Source organism: Cytobacillus horneckiae, from assembly GCF_002835735.1.
GTDB classification, from domain to species: Bacteria; Bacillota; Bacilli; order Bacillales; family Cytobacillaceae; genus Cytobacillus; species Cytobacillus horneckiae.
Genome location: NZ_PISD01000098.1, coordinates 1 through 16,567 on the forward strand (window position 1 = coordinate 1; position 16,567 = coordinate 16,567).

Below are 16,567 nucleotides of genomic sequence, written 5' to 3' on the forward strand. Positions count from 1 at the left end.
CATTAGGAAGGTAGGAGAGAGCCAGCCTCATCGCCCGTTCCCAGCTATTTACCATTAGGAAGGTAGGAGAGAAACACTCTCACGCCCGTTCATCGTTATTTGCCACTCGGATGGTTTGTTTGAGTATAATAAAAATGGTGAGATAGAATATTTAGTTATGATAAAAAAGAGAGTTCACTTAAATCAGAGAAAGGAAATAAAAAATGGTGCAGAATAAACGTAAAAATGTAGAGAGTGATATTCCAAATATAAGCAAGCCTGCTAACAGTGCGCTTGCACTTGCTGGATATGTTAAGCTTGAGCAATTTGAAAAAGTGACTGAATCAGACCTATTGAAACTTCACGGAGTAGGGCCAAAAGGAATAAGAATTCTAAGGGAAGCACTAAAAGAGAATGGCATATCTTTTGCAAAAGAATAATTGGCTAAAATTCCCTGGGAGGATTATGCCGTACTCTAGTGCATCGTATGATGGTTACGGTTTTTTAGGAAATGATATCAAAAATCGATGATCACATGTGAAACGTGGTATCAAATCCCGAAGTGAAACCAAATAACAGTGATCACATGCGGAAAGTGGTATCAATTCTCGAAATGATACCAAAAATCGGTGATCATATGCGAAAAGTGGTATCAAATCCCTTTACAAGCTGGTTTCTGCTGTCGCCAATATAAAACCATTCACGATGTATGAGTATATTGTGTGACGTTAAGTCACAAAGGCTTTAATATTTGGTTAATTTTGCGGCGTCTTTAAAACATGTTAATTAGCAAGGAGTATGAAGGCTTAATCCCAAATCAATGGTCTTTCTAATCCAGCCATACGCAAATATTGTAAAAATTGACCCGCATGGACAGCGTCATGATAGGCAATGCGTAAAAGCATGTCTCCTAAATATCTTTGGTAGCCTACGTCGCTTCGGTCTATTAGTCTTGACTCTAATTCTTCTATCGATAGGCTTTGAACATAGGAGATAAAGTCATTAAAATACTCTTTTGATAATTCTATCTCCTTTTCAACGGAAATAATGGGTTCTTTTTCGTATGGAAGTTGAATTTCTTGTGAGACCGAGCCGTTATTCTTTAAAAGAATATGATATTGATGGCTTGCACTCCAAACATGGCGAATCATTTCTCCAAAGGTCATTGCCTCTTTATCAGGGCGCCAGGATAGCCAGGAGTCCGGCAATGATTGCCACAATTTTATAGAACGTCTGCGTGTTTCTTGTAAATTTAAAATAATTGTATCGCTTGTATTCATGTTAAATTCCTCCTTCGTTTATTTCAAAATTGATTGTATCAATAAAACATTTAGGTTATCATCGAAATATGAATGTATATCCGAATATTTCATATATTGCTAAATTAATTGCCGATTCTACAAGAGCCATCATTCTGGAAAGTTTAATGAATGGCCAATCATTGCCTGCCAGTGAACTCGCCTATATGGCGAAGGTGTCCCACTCAACTGTGAGTGCTCATTTGTCTAAATTAGTTGATGGCAATCTGCTTGTCGTTGAACAGCATGGCAGACATCGGTATTATCGCCTTGCGAATGAAGAAGTAGCGGAGGTTTTAGAGAAATTAGGTACAATTGCACCAGCTGTAGAAGTGCGGTCATTGCGTCAGTCCAGCCAGCTTAAGCAAGTTCGCCATGCGAGAACTTGCTATGATCATTTGGCCGGTGAATTAGGTGTAAAGGTTACGCAAGCACTGATTGATAAAGAAGTCATTATATTAAAAGAAGGGGAATTTATTGTATCTGACAAAGGAGAAAAATGGTTTTTGAGCTTTGGAATTAATATTAAGGAAGCAAATATAAAGAGGCGTATATTTGCAAAGCCATGTCTTGATTGGAGTGAAAGACGTTATCATATAGCGGGCTGGCTCGGATCAGCGATAGCCACTCGTTTTTTTGAGCTGGAGTGGCTAACAAAATCTGAAAAGACTCGTGCGGTCTATCTCACGGAAAAAGGATCAAAGGCTGTACAGGAGCAGCTTGGTATTGGTCTTGAAAAAGAATTAGTTTAATTCACTTGTTCATCAAATGATGAACTTTTTTATAAGCAAAAGCCTTATGAATAATGGGAGGGAAGATGAAGTGAAGGCAATCATACAAGAAAAATATGGCGGGATAGATGTTTTGCAGTATAAAGAAGTTGAAAGGCCGCAAGCAAGTAGTAATGAAATTTTAATAAAGAATGCTTATACAAGTGTGAACTATGCTGATCTAAAAAAGAGAAGAGGCAATAAAGAGAAGGGTAAATTTCCGATGATACTGGGATTGGATGTAGCGGGTACAATCGAAGAAGCAGCTGAACAATCTAGTTTTTCTATAGGTGACCGTGTCATTGCTTTTCCAAAGAACGGTTCTTACTCACAATACTCGGTAGCAAACGAACAGCTAGTATTCAAAATACCTGATCATTTATCATTTGAACAAGCGGCTGCGATGCCAACCGTATCTATTCTTTCTTATATTTTGCTGCATGATATAGGGCAGGTTCGAGCTGATGATACCATTGTCATCCATAGTGCCGCAGGTGGAGTTGGAACATTGATTACACAGTTAGCAAAGCTGGCAGGCATAAAAACGATTATCGGTACGGTAGGAAATCTAGATAAGCAGGATTATGTATTAAAAAATGGAGCAAATTTCGTTTACACTTATGATGAATTTGCTGAGAAAGTGATGGAAATAACAAATTCGGCAGGCGCAAATATTATCTTCGATTCTGTAGCAGGTGAGATAACAAGAAGAAGCTTGGATTGTTTAGCTTTTTATGGAACTTTGGTGCAGTTTGGCAATAGCAGTGGGAAAGCAGGCAGTCTTACGACAAATGATGTGCATAACAGCTGCAGAAATATAAAAGGGTTTAGCTTTGGAACAACGAGAAAGCACCGTCCAGAAATCGTTGCACCTTTTGCGGAAAAAGTAATCGACCTATTTGCAAACAATAAAATAAAAATTCCCATTGAAAGAGTGTTTGACTTAAGTGATGCTGCAGAAGCACATAAGCGAATTGAAAGCAGGCAGCATAAAGGAAAAGTAATAATTAAAATATCTTAAAGAAAGAGAGGGCTCTTGGCTTGGTGGTTGATGAAATAAGCTATCTGAAGAAAAGACGAAAAATTAGGAATAATACTCTATTTTTGGTGCTTTATCTCCACTTTTTGGCGGGTGAATAGTCACCGAAAAAGTGCTCGTAAACAAGGGTTCTTATACTTCCGAAAATGTTTTTAGTAAGAGAGGGTTCAGAGAGAAAAGCGAAATATGTTTGTGAAAGCCCTGGTGAAAAGCGAGTACACAGAGGAAAAAGCTATTTATCTTTGTGAAAACACTGAAAAGATTGTTTTAGATAATATGGAGGGGATAATGGGATATGAGCAGGAGAATGGGGTTCTTGATGATAATCTTTTCATGTATAAACAGTGGCGTAGCGATAGATGGATTGGGAACGGTTGGAAATATGCTCTCGCAGTGTCAGTCTGTTTTAATTGGGCTAGCAGGGATAAGGCTTTTATTAATTCAAGAATCAATGAAGAAACTGACGCTTTAGGATGAATATCATAGGATGTTTTAACTTAAAAAAGAAAGAAGCGCTCTATAGATTTTCCGGTATAGGAATGATGATCGAGACTAGTTCATAAAAAGGAGAAAGTAATGACGCTTAATAATATAGCCATAGTTGTAAGTGTTTCCATTATTAAAGACGAGGAGGTTCTTCTCATAAAAGAAAAAACTTCATCAGGAATAACTAAGTGGAATTTTCCTTCAGGCAGAATGGAACTCGCAGAGGATATTAAGCAGGCAGCCGTTAGAGAAGTAAAAGAAGAAACTGGGTTGGATGTACACTTGATTGAAACTTCTGGAGTATATAACTTTGTGAGTGATTCAAACAATCAAGTTATTCTGTTCCATTTTGTCGGTAGAGCTTATGATGATTCAGTGTTATTGCTGGAGGAGGGAGTCGTAGATTATAAATGGATGAAGCTGTCCGAATTGGAATGCTTTATGGTGAGCAACCCCTTTAGAAATTCAGCTGCAATTAAACAAATCGCAAGGAGAATGTTAAACAAAGAATTCTTTCCTTTAACTTTATTTAGTGAGCAGATATGAATAAAGTGAATCAGACAGCAGACACCGTCATCATTGTTTTGCACGAAATATATGGAATAAACAAACATATAAAAGATTATTGTCATGCATTGTCTAAACATGGTTTTGATATTATTTGTCCCAACTTGTTAAATCGAGAGGAACCTTTTGATTATTCTGCAGAGCATATTGCATATAATCATTTTATGGAAGACATTGGCTTTTATATTGCGGCAGAACAAGTTAAAAAGCTGATTGCGGATGTGAAATATGACTATCAAAATGTTTTTATTATTGGATTTAGTGTTGGAGCAACGATTTCATGGCTTTGCAGTCAGGAAGAAAGCTTGAATGGAATCGTTTCATATTATGGATCTCGCATCAGAGATTATACAGATTATCAGCCTGCTTGCCCCGCATTATTAATTTTTTCGAAAGAAGAAGCTTCATTTAATGTGAATGAGTTAGTGACGTCATTATCTTCAAAAAAAAATTTAATTATTCAAAGATACAATGGCGAGCATGGATTTAGTGACCTTTACTCACTGAAAGGAAATAAAGCATTAGCAAAAGAGGCTTATCATCATGTAATAAATTTTATAAAAAATAAAATAGAGAAGAGTTGAAGCATAGTCTAACACATTTGTGTAACCTCCAATTCATAAAAAGTTCATATTAAAGAATTATAATATATTATAGATTGATAGAAGGCTGTTTACTGGAGAGGAGGAGCGGGTTTGGAGCTGGAATTCATACTGGATATGATTGAAACAAATGGTTATTTAGGGCTCTTCTTATGGTTATGGATTGGTGTATTTGTTTTTCCAGTCCCTAATGAGGTGATTGTCATGACGATTGGGTTAGCTACCTCATTGCATGTTCTTCATCCCATCTTTGCATTCTTTGCAGTTTATTTAGGGATTTTAGCTGCCATGACTTCTTCTTACCTTCTTGGACGATGTATCGGCAGGCCGCTTCTTCAATATTTTCAGAAACGGAACAAGTTTACTAAAGTTATCAGCAAATCTATGAAACTAATGGATAAATACCATGCATTATCACTCTCCATCAGTTACTTTATACCAGGAATTCGAAATTTCCTTCCGTTTCTCTATGGATTTAGTAAGCTTAAGTATCGGACGTTTGCGCTATTTGCATACAGCGGTGCTTTGTTATGGCTAGCGATTGCATTTCCGCTCGGCTATGCATTTGGTGAACATATCGAAGTAATCGTCGCTTACGAGCAGGAACTATTTCTCGTTCTCGGGTTCCTCGTTCTTTTAATTGCTGCATTCAAGTATCGGCAATACAGGAAAAATAAAAAACACAATACGCCGTTCTTGAATGAAGAAATATTAGATTTAGAAAAGTCTGATGCCGATCCTGCAAAGTGTAAAAAATAAAAAGGAAATGTCCCAAAAGATAAATTCTTTGGGCATTTTATTTTTTATATTGTTCATTATTTAAAATGAGAATGTTGTCATCTGTGCTAAAATGAGCAGATTGTTTCGTATGTTCTACGAGCTGATGAATATTGTTAATACATTGCTGTGCTCCTTTTATTAAAAGTGGAACGCCTATGCTGTCCATTTTTAATCCCCTTGAAAAAAAACCCCCTAAACTCATCAATAGCGGTACTGTGGGAGAAGTGTTTGAAAAAATCACTCTCTCTTCTATTTGATAACGATTTAAAAAAACCATGCTAAATTCTTTTAAAGCCGGAACGACAAGCTTGTTGGATTTTCTCCCTAATGTATAAACGGGATGTCCGTCAGTATCCCTGCCATGGAAAACTAATTTTCCGAAATCCTCCTTGGTTAATTTATTGAAAAAAGGGACAGAAAGTATTTCTTCTTTTGAATAATGGTTTGAGGGTTTTAAAATATTTAAATGGAGAGCTGCAGCTAAAGAAGTGGTGTGGGTTCCGCCATAATCATTATAAATATAGATCATAAAGTTACCTCTTTCAAAATGTTTATGCTAGTTTATGTAAATTGAATTCAAATATACAAGTTATAAAACCTATCCAACCGTATATTCTTTGAAGAAGATAAAATAATAAATAACACAGCTTTCATTCATTTAATTTGAAATAAGGTGAAAATATGATTTGGCTATTGATCCCAATTGGAATCTGGATTATTGCGCTTTTAATTATGGCGTTACCAAAGTATGTTGTTATAAAAGTCCGCAAAATTGAATTGGAGCTTAAGAAGGATGCTGCACTAGCAAAATACACGAACGCAAATGAAAGTATGTATAAAAGCATAGAGAAAAACTTTTTAGATACTATCCATCTGAACACACTATCCTTTGTTGGCTCAATAATAGGTTCAGTATTAATTGCTATAGGAACGCTGGTTTTTTGCCTTGTGTTAATACTATAAAATGTGGCTAATTTGAGGCATGAAATGTCACGAAGCCATCTATGCAGGATGATTTTTTTGTTTGTTTCGTATAATTTGCTGCTATATAATCTGAAGAGTTAAAGCATTTTACAAAGACTTTAACTTCAGGTGCTTAATGCTCCTCCTTTCATAAAGCTTTAAGGGAATAACCACCATTTATTCCCTTAAAGGCTTCGATATCAATTATCTTCAACGGAAGATTCACAGAACTCTGGACTAAATACGCCACGTCCTGTGGCAACGTCTGAGTGATCCGCATTCTGCGTGCCCTACTAACAATCAGTGGGGCCTTTCATAATATATTGGAGGATTTAAAGAGGGTTAAATAGAATTTAATACAATGAAATATATTAGTTAAAAAAGGATTGTTCTCTAAAGAATCCTTTTTAAATCTATCAGAGTAAGTTAATTACTTAATGATGAATTGAGGTATCACAATGAAACTCACACTTGCAACAGATAGGCTGCTCATAAGAAATTTTACTAGTGAGGACTGGAAATACGTACATGAATATACTTCAAATCCAATGGTAATGCAGTATATGCCTTCAGGAACGTTAAATAAGGAACAGACAATTGAACTTGTAAATCAGCATGTAAATGAAGACGCAGAAAAATTCGCTGTGATTTTAAAGGAGGAGGCTGCTTTAATCGGTCATATAGAATTCTTTAAATATTTTGGTGATCATACTTATGAAATAGGCTGGGTGCTTAATCCAAGCTACTGCAATCAAGGGTTAGCATCAGAAGCTGCTGCAGCTTTTTTACGCTATGCCTTTATAGAGTTAAAGATACATAGAATCGTTGCTACCTGTCAGCCGGAAAATATACCGTCTTACCGAGTGATGGAGAAAATAGGGATGAGAAGAGAAGGTTTATTTAAGCAATGCATTCCACATGGGGATATATGGTGGGATGAATATTATTATGCTTTGTTAAGAGAAGAGTATTTGCAAAACGATTCATAAGGGGTGGAAAATCATATGGAAATGAAGAAATTAACCCAATGCACGTTAGCAGAAATCACTGAAGCATGGAATAAAGGATTTGAAGGTTATTTAATGCCCGCCACGATGGATCCTCATTCTTTAATCAAGAAAATGGCAGGAGAAGAGCTTTCAGCTGATCAGTCTATCGTCAGTTTTATTGAAGGAAAACCAATTGGCATTATTTTAACTGGCATGAGGCAAGAAGCGGGTAGAAAAGTAGCGTGGAATGGCGGTACAGGTGTTGCACCTGCCTATAGAGGCAAAGGAGCTGCAATTAAAATGATGGAAGCGCTGTTTGAAATCTACCGGAAAAATAATGTTTCAACAGCCACTCTTGAAGCACTTGAAAAAAATGAAAGAGCGATTGCTTTATACAAAAAGTTAGGATATGAAGTGAAGGATCATTTATTATTTTTAAGTAAAAAAATCAAAAGCGATGAACTTTTTTTGCAAAATAATGAATGGACGATACAAACGGTTTTACCTGAACAGCTTGCTCATCTTGATTTCTACACATCGATTATTCCATGGCAATGCCAGTGGCAGAGCCTCAAACACGGCGAAGCCTTTGTTGTTAAAGATCAGGCGGAAAATATTGCAGGCTATGGCCTATACAGAAAAGTGTTAAATTCTGCAGGTAAGGTTGAAAAAGTGAACATTTACGACATGAATTATCAACACGAAAAAATAGAAGGAACAGATTTTACGAGACAGTTCCTTTCTTACTTAGTGACGGATGTTGGAGATACGATTGAAGTATCGACATTTAACTTTCCAGCCAAAAATACTATAGCGGCTGTTCTTTTGGAAATTGGTTTTGAAAAGAAGCTTGGCCAAGTTTATATGGAGAAGATGATGGGATAGAAGTTAGTAGTTTATCGAAAAGTTAGCTGGAACAGCTATTGACTCAAGAAATGCTGTAGTCCTGGCCATGGAATCAGGTGCCAAGCTATTTGAGAGATTGAGTAAACGAAAAATCATTGAATTAACTAAGAGGCAAAATATTAAATTGAGAATGGAAAGAAACAATCTTTTTTCGTCCAATATATGTGCGAGATACAGCTGGCTTCAGAAAATGCCAGTAATCCATTAGAATTTGCAGGTATGGATTTGGCGACGTTAATGATTATGCCATTGACATTAATAGACATAACATTTCAAGCAGCGAAGGGAAAAATAGGATGAATATCAATAAATTAAGAAAAGCTTTATTAACTTCCTGGTCAATACAAACAAGTACAAAGTGGACAGCTGAAAACCCGGCAAAAGGACAATGCGGTGTTACTTCATTGGTTATAAATGATATTTTAGGAGGTGAAATCAAGAAAACACTATTGCCAGAGGGGTGGCATTACTATAACTTCGTTGGTGGAAAACGCTATGATTTTACTAAACAGCAATTTGAAGCTCATATCATTTATTCCGACATTGCTTCAAGCAGGGCAGAGGCGATGAGTGATACGAATAATGAACAGTATAAAACTTTAAAAGAAATGGTTCAGCAACAGGTTTAATGTAATAAGTTTTCAAGGCTGTTTCTCCAACTAATATGAACAGCCTTGAAATGATTTTACTCGAAAAATGCTTTCGAATAATGGACAACACCTTGGATATTTTTAAGGGAGTTCTCTGTTAACTCTATAGCCATAAACACTTCGTCTGGCACTTCAAATGGAGCATGTATATTCCATCGGCTCGCTGGCATGAATCCGAACTTAGGATAATAATCTTGATGTCCTAAAACAATAACAGAATGATAACCAATGTCTTTTGCCGTTCTCAAAGCATGACGAATGAGTTTACTCCCAATCCCTTTATTTTGCTGCTTGGGTGCTACTGACACCGGAGCAAGTGCTAAAGAGTCTGCCTCTTCAAGTGTTTCCTCATTTACAATCATGATTTTTGATAAAAGAATATGTCCTGCAATAGCCTGATCTTCATTAACTGCAACTAAAGATAGTTCGGGAATAAAGGCATCTGTATTTCTGATGTTTTTGACAAGAATATGTTCTCTTTTATCACTATGTTCTTCGTTTAGAAAAGCCTTTTTTACAATTTCTTCTGTTGTGCGATAATCTGCAGGTCTTTCTTGTCTAATTAATATATCCATATTATTCTCCTGTTTTATTATTTTCGTTTATCCTTTTTTCGCCCTATGAACACATGATATTTAATACTTTCGTAAGGTTTCTCCAGTTTCTGATAAGGAATATTCCACTTTAGGAGGAACTTGGTGATAGACATAGCGATCAATCATCTTGTCATGCTCTAATTCTCTTAATTGCTGTGTCAGCATTTTCTTTGTGATTTGCGGAATGGCTTTTTGTAGCTCGCTAAATCTTTTTGTTCCTTCTTTCAGATAGGATCAGCACCTTCCACTTTCCGCCTATTACTTCAAGCGTTGCCTCTACAGGGACATTATAATCTCCTTGCTTCATAACTTCATCTCTTTCGTTTATTGTGATTCGAATGATTTTCATCGCAGATTAACGAGCAGTAAGCCCTCTACTGATTGAAGTTTCACTTTTATTTTGAGATGAGTTTCTCTACAGCTTGACTAAGCGAACGCCAGGTTTTTCTAATATAAAGGTAATGATTGAAACATTTTTAGTATAAACATCGTATGGAATAGAAAAGATTCAATGAAAAGAGGGACAGTCTTGATTAAACAAATGGATATAAGCAAGCGAGTTCATGCTGAAGCGGTGTTGCAAGTTCAGATACCTTCCTATAAAGTAGAAGCACAAATCATTGGTTCAGACGATATCCCGCCATTAAAAGATACCGTCGAAAAATTGCAAACATGCGGTGAAATTTTCTTTGGTTATTACTTGAATGGAGAACTGTGCGGCGCAATTTCTTACAAGTTAGAAGCGGATGAAATCGATATTCACAGGCTCATTGTGCATCCAAATCATTTTAGAAAAGGAATAGCTCAAAAACTTCTAGACTTTGTTGAAAGCGCAGTAGAGTTTAAAAAAATGAAAGTATCTACCGGTATGAAAAATGAGCCTGCCGTGCGTTTTTATCATAAAAATGGCTTCAAGGTTGTAAATGAAGTAAAAATAAATGAAAATCTATATATTACTATTTTTGAAAAGAAGCATATGAAACAGCTAAAAAGGAGGCAATTTATGCTGGCAAAATTAGAGAAAATCCAAGATGGTTATATTGCAGAATTCAATCGTTCATATAATCAAACAATTGACCAAGTCTGGGAAACGTTAACGGAAAATAGAAAGTTGAAAGGATGGATGTCCAATCTCCAGATTGTTGAGCTTCGGAAGGGTGGAACCATTAAATTTAATATGAATGATGGGACAGATCATTCTTTTGATATGATGATTATAGATTATGCGGAAAAATCATTGCTGCAGTTCGAATGGGGTGATGGTTCGGTAAGATTTGAGGTATTTCCTAAAAATGAAGTCACTTTATTGAAATTGAAAGAATACATTCCTGCTCTTAGTGATCATACGGCAAAGGATCTGGCCGGTTGGCATATATGTCTTGAAATGTTTGATGCCGTCCTGAAAGGTCAGTTTCCTGACTTCCCAAAAGGTGAATGGGAAAGCTGGCATAAAGAATATAAAGAATTAATAAACCAATTTCGTTAAATAGAGGTGTTGAAATTGATTAGGCAGTTAAGAGAGAATGAAGCGTTGCCATTGGATTTATTATTGCTTGCAGACCCATCGGAAAAGCTTGTCAAAGAATATGTTTCAAGAGGCAAGTGCTTTATCATGGAGCTGGACGAAGCGATGATTGGGACGTATGTACTTATCCCTACAAGACCGGAGACAGTAGAAATTGTAAATGTGGCGGTAAGTGAAGACCATCATGGAAAGGGCTATGGAAAATGCCTCGTCCTCCATGCAATAGAAACTGCTAAAAAGCAAGGATATAAAACGATCGAAATAGGTACAGGCAATTCCGGTGTAGTACAATTAGCATTATATCAAAAGTGCGGATTTAGAATGACCTCAATTGATCGTGATTTTTTTATAAGGCACTATGACGAACCCATTTTTGAAAATGGCATCCAGGTCATTGACATGGTTCGGCTTTCACTTGATTTATAAAATATTTTCAACTAAGCGGTTCTTCAACTGAAGGATTGCTTTTTCATCTTTTTCGAAAAACATATCTTAAAAAAATAATAGGAAAAAATTCTGGGGGATTGGTACAATGTGTTTCTAGTCTGATTGGAAGGAATGATTATGAATGAACAAAGAGCATTTAGCCAGATTAAACCGAAATAGAACCATACCGATTTTTGATTGTGATTACGATTTGTTTGATCTTCATTTAGAATATTACACAGCCTTAGGATTTGAAATTACGTATTATCAAAAAGCCCCTTACCGTTTTGCTTCTGTTGAAAAGGACATTGCCGAATTTAGCTTTTATGGTGTGAAAAACTTTGATGAGAACGGAAAACAAGGCGGCTGTTATGTTGCAGTGCCAAATGTTCGGGAGGTTTATGAGGAACTAAGGAAAAGCTTAAAAGCATATTACGGAAAAATTCCATCAAAAGGGGTGCCGCGAATTTCAAGATTAAATAAAACAGCTGAAGATTGGCGATTTAATATTACGGATTGTAGTGGAAATACAATCATTGTCGGGGAAAGCTTTGGAGATTCAACAGCTTTGATGGAAGCAGAGGAGGAGCGTGTGAATGCACAGAGCTCAAAATTTGAAAAGGCGTATGCACAAGCCTATCGTTTTGCCTTTTCAAAAGAGGATTTCATGGCGGCGAGAAATACTTTAGAGGCGGCATTTCGCAAGTTTAAAGAGCAAATTTCGAATACTCTCCTTTTTAAAGCTAAGGTTCTTCAGACGGAGGTGTTTTTTTCCTTAAATCAAAATGATAAAGCTAAAGAGACTTTACTAGAATTGAATGATGTAAAATTAACAGAGGCTGAAAAGGAGAGTCTAATAGATGTTATTGAACGTTATGAGGAATTGAAACTAGAGTTAAATTAATTAATTTACTTTTTCTGAGTCTGTGTAGAAGAATATAAGTATTCCAGTAAAATAATTAACAAATTTAATACTGAAAGGAACGAAAAGTGATGGAAATAAGAAGACCGAATGAAACGGAGTTTAATGAAATTTTACTGCATTCGCCGAAAGCTGTATCTGATGGGACATTAGGAGAAGCAAAGCCTTCGATGGAAAAAATAAAAAAACTTGTTGAACCGCTTATTGAAAAGGGAGGCTATTATCTTATTGCCATTGAGGAAAATCAACTTATGGGATGGGTATTGGCAGGAGCAGCTACAGATCAGTTTACAGATAAAGCAGTTGGGTTTATTTACGAACTATTCGTCTTAGAGGAATTTAGAGGAGCAGGCATATCAAAATTGCTTATGAATTCTGCGATAAACGAACTAAAAACGGCTGGCTATTCGGAAGTTCGACTCAGTGCATTTTCAGGGAATAAAGCGATTAAACTGTATGAAGATATCGGGTTTACTACAAGAACTGTTTCTATGAGTAAATCTATTTAAGAAACTAAAACTAGGCAGCTCTACTATATAACAGAGACCTAAAAATGGATAAACCTTTAGATAGTTTGTCAGCATCACAGGCAATTCTTACAAAAGAATTGCCTTTTGTATTGCTTGAAAGAGGACTTCAGCCAAAATTAAAGAATTGTTAGGGTATCAAGGTTTGATAAAAAGAGGAGGCTTACAATGAACACTATACTGACAGAACGATTTAAGCTAGCCAAAAATTATATATATTCATATGCCAGACCTTTAGAGCAGGCAAGGTTTGCCTATCATTTTGAAAATGGGGAGAAAGAAAGAGTAATTACGGAGCTGAAAGCTTATCAAAATGAAGATGGCGGTTTTGGAAAAGCAATCGAGCCTGATTTCTGGCTTCCAAGTTCTTCACCAATGGCTACATGGGCGGCTGGTCAAATTTTGCTGGAAATAGGTGTGAATGGCGCTGAACCAATAGTAAAAGCAATGCTTTCTTATTTGAAAAATACGTGTGATATGGAAACAGGAATGTGGACGACAATTATGCCTGAGAATAATGACTATCCGCATGCTCCGTGGTGGCACTGGCAAGAAGGAGTCCAGGAAAATTGGATGTATAATCCTGGTGTTGAACTTGCTGCCTTTTTAGTGCATTGGTCCAATGATGGCAGCAAGGCTGCTGAGGTGGGGTGGAGTTCTATACAGAAGGCGCTTAACTACTTAATGAATAAAACGGAAATGGATAAGCATGAAATCAACAATTTCCAGAAATTAGTAAAACTAATCAAGCCGTTCGAGTCTATTTTTAATGCAAGATTTGATTATTCATTGGATCAAGTCTCTGGGAAAATAAACGGATTAGCCGAAAACTGTGTGGACAAGGATGTGGAGAATTGGTCACGTGGTTATGCAGCTTTGCCATTAGACTTTATAGAAAGTCCGCAAGACCTTCTGTGTAAGAGACTTAGTTCTTTGGTTGAAAAAAATCTGGCGTTATTTGTTAAGGAATTGGATGACGAAGGGGTTTGGGATATTTCTTGGAGCTGGGGGAGCTATCCAGATAGTTTTGCCATTGCAAGGCAGTATTGGAAGGGGATACTTGCAGTTGATCGGTATAGGAAATTAAAAGCATTTGGATATTTGGAGTAGATAAGTTTATTGTAATAAGGAGGTATTCTTATATTGAATGATGATTGTAAATAGTTAATCCATGAGTTTTGGATAAAAAGGAGTAGGTAATACAAACCTGCGACCCATGCGATTATTAGAAGTTTAGCAGGTTCCTAACTATACCTACATTGATATGTATTACTATTATATAGTAGTTAATTCTTTCGAGAAAAGGAGATGAATATATGAATTTTACATATGTTGTTATACCTGATGAAAAAGTTGAACTATGCAGAGACTTATGCAAAGAGCTCATGTCCTTTCAAAAATAAAAAGAATACATCAAACCGGATCTGTTTGACAACATGAATTTCGAAACGCGGATGATTCCCTCTATGAAAAATGCGACTTATAATCATATTGTCGTTGCTAAAGACGATGATCAAATAGTTGGTTATGCCTACTCGAACATCTCACCTAAAGAAGCCTATTCAAATGAGTTCGCCACTTTTTTTAACTTGTCTTCTGTAAGCAGAAAGAATGTAGGCTGTTTATCACAATTTTATATAAAAGAAGGGTACAGACAATATGGGATTGGATCAATACTTTTCAATATGTCCATGAAATGGTTGAAACAATTTGATGATGTTGAGGATTTTTTTATTTTTGTTTCAAATGGGAATCAAAACGCCTTGGAATTCTATAAACGCAAAGGATTTTCTATTAGCCATGATATACTGGATGGATTTATAACTGTGTTACGAAACAATAAGGAGTCTGAAAATATTTATAGTTAAAAATTAGACTCTGATTCATTGTATGGATGTCATGACCTTTAATGATGCAGGTGAAATGATTGAAATGAAAGCTTATTGGGTCAAGGAAGATATGATAGTGAGTTGAAATAAAAAAGAAATAAAGCGATTCTCCTTTTAAAGGAGGATTGCTTTTTTAATTGCAATAGAAGGAAAGTGCCACTTACATTAGAATAATTGTACCTAGGCTGACTGTGCGAGGTGTGTAAGGTGAGAAAAGAAATGCCGAGAAAGATTCATATCATTGGTCCTGTTGGAAGTGGGAAGACAACGCTTGCGAGAAAGCTTTCTGCAAAGCTGTCTATTCCTTTTTCTGAATTGGATAATGTTGCATGGAAAAGACAGGTATCCGGTGATATTCGAAGACCAGAAGTAGAAAGGGAAGCTTGTTTATATGAGATTATTCAGTCTAACTGCTGGATTGTGGAAGGGGTACATAATGAGGACTGGGTCTTTCCTAGTTTTAATCATGCTGAATTAATTATTTTCTTAAATACCAATTATAATGTAAGGAAATATAGAATTATAAAGAGATTTTTCCTTCAAAAGCTCCGTTTAGAGAAATCGAATTACACCCCGACAGTGGATATATTTATTAAAATGTTTAAATGGAATAAATATTTTGAAGAGATTACGAAGCCTGACTTTCTATCAAAAAAATTATATAAAGAAAAAGTGATGATGATAGAAAAACGAAGCGAACTACAAAAATTATTGAATGAGGTTTTATAAATGTTCGAAACGATTGATTATTTGCAGCTGGGCAACGAAAAGCAGCAGCGTGCTTATGCAGCAATTGAGAAACTAAAAATTATGTCTGATTTAGCAGACTACAGTCCCATTCTTTGCGGGACTTTGCCAATAGGAATTGACATAGAAATTTCTGATTTGGACATTATTATGAATGTTCATGATTTAATGCGATTTGAAAATAAAATATCAGCATTATATGGAGAGCATGAGCAATTTAAATTAAAGAGGCTTTCTATTAGAAGTATTTCAGTAGTTAAAGCAAATTTTCATTTTGGCGGTTTTGAATTTGAGTTATTTGGTCAACCAGTACCTGTCGAGGAGCAATATGCATTTCAGCATATGGTGATTGAAAAATCAATCATGGATCAGTGTCCAGATGTAAAAGGGAAAATTATTGAATTGAAAAAACAGGGGATGAAGACGGAGCCTGCTTTTTGCAAAATACTAGAATTAGAAGGAGATCCTTATGAGGAGCTGCTGAAGTACGGCAAACTTAAAGGGTTCATTTGATTTCGTTGGCTGAATAGGCTTTTCATATTTTTATAATTGGTCTTACAATAATGTCACTTTAAAGATAACTTTGTCACACTAATCGCTGGTATAGCGTGCAATCATTTTAGTAAAATGTAGCAGATAGAGTGAAAATAAAGTTCAAGGAGTATATATAGATGCAATCAAATTTGAATCGAATTGACCTGCTGGACATACTGCGAGGGTTTGCTTTAGTAGGGCTCCCGTTTGTTAATATACTAATGTTTTGGGGCGACAGGATGAATCTGTCTGGTACCGAGCTGGATATATGGATACAACGAGGTTTATACCTGTTTGTTGAAGGCAGGTTCTATGCAATCTTTTCCTTTTTATTTGGAGTCGGCTTTTGGATTTTTTTAAAAGATAAGAAAG

Annotated in this window: 22 protein-coding genes and 2 pseudogenes; 20 read left to right on the plus strand and 4 right to left on the minus strand. The window is 36.0% G+C overall.

Annotated elements, in window-relative coordinates; all coding sequences use genetic code 11:
* Positions 1-203: 203 nt before the first annotated feature.
* The gene (locus CWS20_RS27435; protein WP_066194082.1) at positions 204-419 is read left to right on the plus strand and encodes a helix-hairpin-helix domain-containing protein; all 216 of its coding nucleotides are present in this window, start codon (positions 204-206) and stop codon (positions 417-419) included.
* Positions 420-785: 366 nt separating this feature from the next.
* Here the strand turns inward: CWS20_RS27435 and CWS20_RS27440 are convergent, their stop codons facing one another.
* Positions 786-1,259, minus strand: coding sequence for a DinB family protein (locus CWS20_RS27440; RefSeq protein WP_066194085.1), 474 nt, complete (start codon positions 1,257-1,259; stop codon positions 786-788).
* A 68-nt stretch (positions 1,260-1,327) separates the two neighbouring features.
* Here CWS20_RS27440 and CWS20_RS27445 point away from each other — a divergent pair, with 68 nt between their 5' ends.
* The 6 genes from CWS20_RS27445 to CWS20_RS27470 all read left to right on the plus strand — a co-directional run bounded on the left by CWS20_RS27445 (position 1,328) and on the right by CWS20_RS27470 (position 5,500).
* Positions 1,328-2,029, plus strand: coding sequence for an ArsR/SmtB family transcription factor (locus CWS20_RS27445; RefSeq protein WP_066194087.1), 702 nt, complete (start codon positions 1,328-1,330; stop codon positions 2,027-2,029).
* A gap of 70 nt (positions 2,030-2,099) precedes the next feature.
* Positions 2,100-3,068 (plus strand): quinone oxidoreductase family protein, encoded by a 969-nt coding sequence (locus tag CWS20_RS27450; RefSeq protein ID WP_066194091.1) that lies wholly within the window; start codon positions 2,100-2,102, stop codon positions 3,066-3,068.
* Positions 3,069-3,272: 204 nt separating this feature from the next.
* The gene (locus CWS20_RS27455; RefSeq protein ID WP_066194092.1) at positions 3,273-3,563 is read left to right on the plus strand and encodes a hypothetical protein; all 291 of its coding nucleotides are present in this window, start codon (positions 3,273-3,275) and stop codon (positions 3,561-3,563) included.
* Positions 3,564-3,662: 99 nt separating this feature from the next.
* The gene (locus tag CWS20_RS27460; protein ID WP_066194093.1) at positions 3,663-4,118 is read left to right on the plus strand and encodes an NUDIX hydrolase; all 456 of its coding nucleotides are present in this window, start codon (positions 3,663-3,665) and stop codon (positions 4,116-4,118) included.
* Positions 4,115-4,723: a dienelactone hydrolase family protein gene (locus CWS20_RS27465; RefSeq protein ID WP_066194094.1), complete on the plus strand. Its 609-nt coding sequence runs from the start codon at positions 4,115-4,117 to the stop codon at positions 4,721-4,723. The genes CWS20_RS27460 and CWS20_RS27465 overlap by 4 nt, the downstream gene beginning before the upstream one ends.
* A gap of 111 nt (positions 4,724-4,834) precedes the next feature.
* Complete coding sequence (locus CWS20_RS27470; RefSeq protein ID WP_066194097.1) at positions 4,835-5,500, plus strand: DedA family protein; 666 nt, start codon at positions 4,835-4,837, stop codon at positions 5,498-5,500.
* Between the two features lie 37 nt (positions 5,501-5,537).
* On the opposite strand, the gene CWS20_RS27475 is transcribed toward CWS20_RS27470, so the two are convergent.
* A complete protein-coding gene (locus CWS20_RS27475) occupies positions 5,538-6,050 on the minus strand; it encodes a DUF3189 family protein (protein ID WP_066194100.1) in 513 nt (170 codons plus the stop codon).
* 152 nt (positions 6,051-6,202) lie between these two features.
* On the opposite strand from CWS20_RS27475, the gene CWS20_RS27480 reads away from it, so the two are divergent.
* The 4 genes from CWS20_RS27480 to CWS20_RS27495 all read left to right on the plus strand — a co-directional run bounded on the left by CWS20_RS27480 (position 6,203) and on the right by CWS20_RS27495 (position 9,008).
* On the plus strand, positions 6,203-6,484 hold the full coding sequence (locus CWS20_RS27480; RefSeq protein ID WP_066194103.1) for a hypothetical protein: 282 nt from the start codon (positions 6,203-6,205) through the stop codon (positions 6,482-6,484).
* Positions 6,485-6,942: 458 nt separating this feature from the next.
* Positions 6,943-7,473, plus strand: coding sequence for a GNAT family N-acetyltransferase (locus CWS20_RS27485; RefSeq protein ID WP_066194105.1), 531 nt, complete (start codon positions 6,943-6,945; stop codon positions 7,471-7,473).
* Positions 7,474-7,488: 15 nt separating this feature from the next.
* Positions 7,489-8,358 carry a GNAT family N-acetyltransferase gene (locus CWS20_RS27490; protein WP_066194107.1) on the plus strand — a complete coding sequence of 290 codons (870 nt, stop codon included), beginning with the start codon at positions 7,489-7,491 and terminating at the stop codon, positions 8,356-8,358.
* 317 nt (positions 8,359-8,675) lie between these two features.
* Complete coding sequence (locus CWS20_RS27495) at positions 8,676-9,008, plus strand: YunG family protein (RefSeq protein WP_066194110.1); 333 nt, start codon at positions 8,676-8,678, stop codon at positions 9,006-9,008.
* A gap of 56 nt (positions 9,009-9,064) precedes the next feature.
* On the opposite strand, the gene CWS20_RS27500 is transcribed toward CWS20_RS27495, so the two are convergent.
* A complete protein-coding gene (locus tag CWS20_RS27500) occupies positions 9,065-9,604 on the minus strand; it encodes a GNAT family N-acetyltransferase (RefSeq protein WP_066194112.1) in 540 nt (179 codons plus the stop codon).
* Positions 9,605-9,647: 43 nt separating this feature from the next.
* Positions 9,648-9,932: pseudogene (locus CWS20_RS27505) on the minus strand (winged helix-turn-helix transcriptional regulator).
* A 222-nt stretch (positions 9,933-10,154) separates the two neighbouring features.
* Here CWS20_RS27505 and CWS20_RS29260 point away from each other — a divergent pair.
* The 9 genes and pseudogenes from CWS20_RS29260 to CWS20_RS27555 form a co-directional block, all read left to right on the plus strand.
* Positions 10,155-11,111 (plus strand): GNAT family N-acetyltransferase, encoded by a 957-nt coding sequence (locus tag CWS20_RS29260; protein WP_326135475.1) that lies wholly within the window; start codon positions 10,155-10,157, stop codon positions 11,109-11,111.
* A 15-nt stretch (positions 11,112-11,126) separates the two neighbouring features.
* Positions 11,127-11,576, plus strand: coding sequence for a GNAT family N-acetyltransferase (locus CWS20_RS27520; RefSeq protein WP_066194114.1), 450 nt, complete (start codon positions 11,127-11,129; stop codon positions 11,574-11,576).
* 142 nt (positions 11,577-11,718) lie between these two features.
* Positions 11,719-12,480 (plus strand): DUF8817 family protein, encoded by a 762-nt coding sequence (locus CWS20_RS27525; RefSeq protein WP_066194115.1) that lies wholly within the window; start codon positions 11,719-11,721, stop codon positions 12,478-12,480.
* Positions 12,481-12,569: 89 nt separating this feature from the next.
* Positions 12,570-13,007, plus strand: coding sequence for a GNAT family N-acetyltransferase (locus tag CWS20_RS27530; protein ID WP_066194117.1), 438 nt, complete (start codon positions 12,570-12,572; stop codon positions 13,005-13,007).
* Between the two features lie 186 nt (positions 13,008-13,193).
* The gene (locus tag CWS20_RS27535; protein ID WP_066194119.1) at positions 13,194-14,135 is read left to right on the plus strand and encodes a hypothetical protein; all 942 of its coding nucleotides are present in this window, start codon (positions 13,194-13,196) and stop codon (positions 14,133-14,135) included.
* A 356-nt stretch (positions 14,136-14,491) separates the two neighbouring features.
* The gene (locus CWS20_RS27540; RefSeq protein WP_241504274.1) at positions 14,492-14,893 is read left to right on the plus strand and encodes a GNAT family N-acetyltransferase; all 402 of its coding nucleotides are present in this window, start codon (positions 14,492-14,494) and stop codon (positions 14,891-14,893) included.
* Positions 14,894-15,133: 240 nt separating this feature from the next.
* The gene (locus tag CWS20_RS27545) at positions 15,134-15,643 is read left to right on the plus strand and encodes a P-loop NTPase family protein (RefSeq protein ID WP_326135316.1); all 510 of its coding nucleotides are present in this window, start codon (positions 15,134-15,136) and stop codon (positions 15,641-15,643) included.
* A complete protein-coding gene (locus CWS20_RS27550) occupies positions 15,644-16,174 on the plus strand; it encodes a DUF4269 domain-containing protein (RefSeq protein WP_066194125.1) in 531 nt (176 codons plus the stop codon).
* A 158-nt stretch (positions 16,175-16,332) separates the two neighbouring features.
* Positions 16,333-16,567: pseudogene (locus CWS20_RS27555) on the plus strand (DUF418 domain-containing protein); the annotation flags it as partial.

Excerpts from the sequence above, each read along its gene's own strand:
- CWS20_RS27485 (WP_066194105.1), top strand. The coding sequence starts at position 6,943 with ATGAAACTCACACTTGCAACAGATAGGCTGCTCATAAGAAATTTTACT.
- CWS20_RS27475 (WP_066194100.1), bottom strand. The coding sequence starts at position 6,050 with ATGATCTATATTTATAATGATTATGGCGGAACCCACACCACTTCTTTA.
- CWS20_RS27525 (WP_066194115.1), top strand. The coding sequence starts at position 11,719 with ATGAACAAAGAGCATTTAGCCAGATTAAACCGAAATAGAACCATACCG.
- CWS20_RS27480 (WP_066194103.1), top strand. The coding sequence starts at position 6,203 with ATGATTTGGCTATTGATCCCAATTGGAATCTGGATTATTGCGCTTTTA.
- CWS20_RS27460 (WP_066194093.1), top strand. The coding sequence starts at position 3,663 with ATGACGCTTAATAATATAGCCATAGTTGTAAGTGTTTCCATTATTAAA.
- CWS20_RS27465 (WP_066194094.1), top strand. The coding sequence starts at position 4,115 with ATGAATAAAGTGAATCAGACAGCAGACACCGTCATCATTGTTTTGCAC.
- CWS20_RS27530 (WP_066194117.1), top strand. The coding sequence starts at position 12,570 with ATGGAAATAAGAAGACCGAATGAAACGGAGTTTAATGAAATTTTACTG.
- CWS20_RS27540 (WP_241504274.1), top strand. The coding sequence starts at position 14,492 with ATGAAAAATGCGACTTATAATCATATTGTCGTTGCTAAAGACGATGAT.
- CWS20_RS27545 (WP_326135316.1), top strand. The coding sequence starts at position 15,134 with ATGCCGAGAAAGATTCATATCATTGGTCCTGTTGGAAGTGGGAAGACA.
- CWS20_RS27440 (WP_066194085.1), bottom strand. The coding sequence starts at position 1,259 with ATGAATACAAGCGATACAATTATTTTAAATTTACAAGAAACACGCAGA.
- CWS20_RS27455 (WP_066194092.1), top strand. The coding sequence starts at position 3,273 with ATGTTTGTGAAAGCCCTGGTGAAAAGCGAGTACACAGAGGAAAAAGCT.
- CWS20_RS27490 (WP_066194107.1), top strand. The coding sequence starts at position 7,489 with ATGGAAATGAAGAAATTAACCCAATGCACGTTAGCAGAAATCACTGAA.
- CWS20_RS27435 (WP_066194082.1), top strand. The coding sequence starts at position 204 with ATGGTGCAGAATAAACGTAAAAATGTAGAGAGTGATATTCCAAATATA.
- CWS20_RS27535 (WP_066194119.1), top strand. The coding sequence starts at position 13,194 with ATGAACACTATACTGACAGAACGATTTAAGCTAGCCAAAAATTATATA.
- CWS20_RS27445 (WP_066194087.1), top strand. The coding sequence starts at position 1,328 with ATGAATGTATATCCGAATATTTCATATATTGCTAAATTAATTGCCGAT.
- CWS20_RS27495 (WP_066194110.1), top strand. The coding sequence starts at position 8,676 with ATGAATATCAATAAATTAAGAAAAGCTTTATTAACTTCCTGGTCAATA.
- CWS20_RS27500 (WP_066194112.1), bottom strand. The coding sequence starts at position 9,604 with ATGGATATATTAATTAGACAAGAAAGACCTGCAGATTATCGCACAACA.
- CWS20_RS27550 (WP_066194125.1), top strand. The coding sequence starts at position 15,644 with ATGTTCGAAACGATTGATTATTTGCAGCTGGGCAACGAAAAGCAGCAG.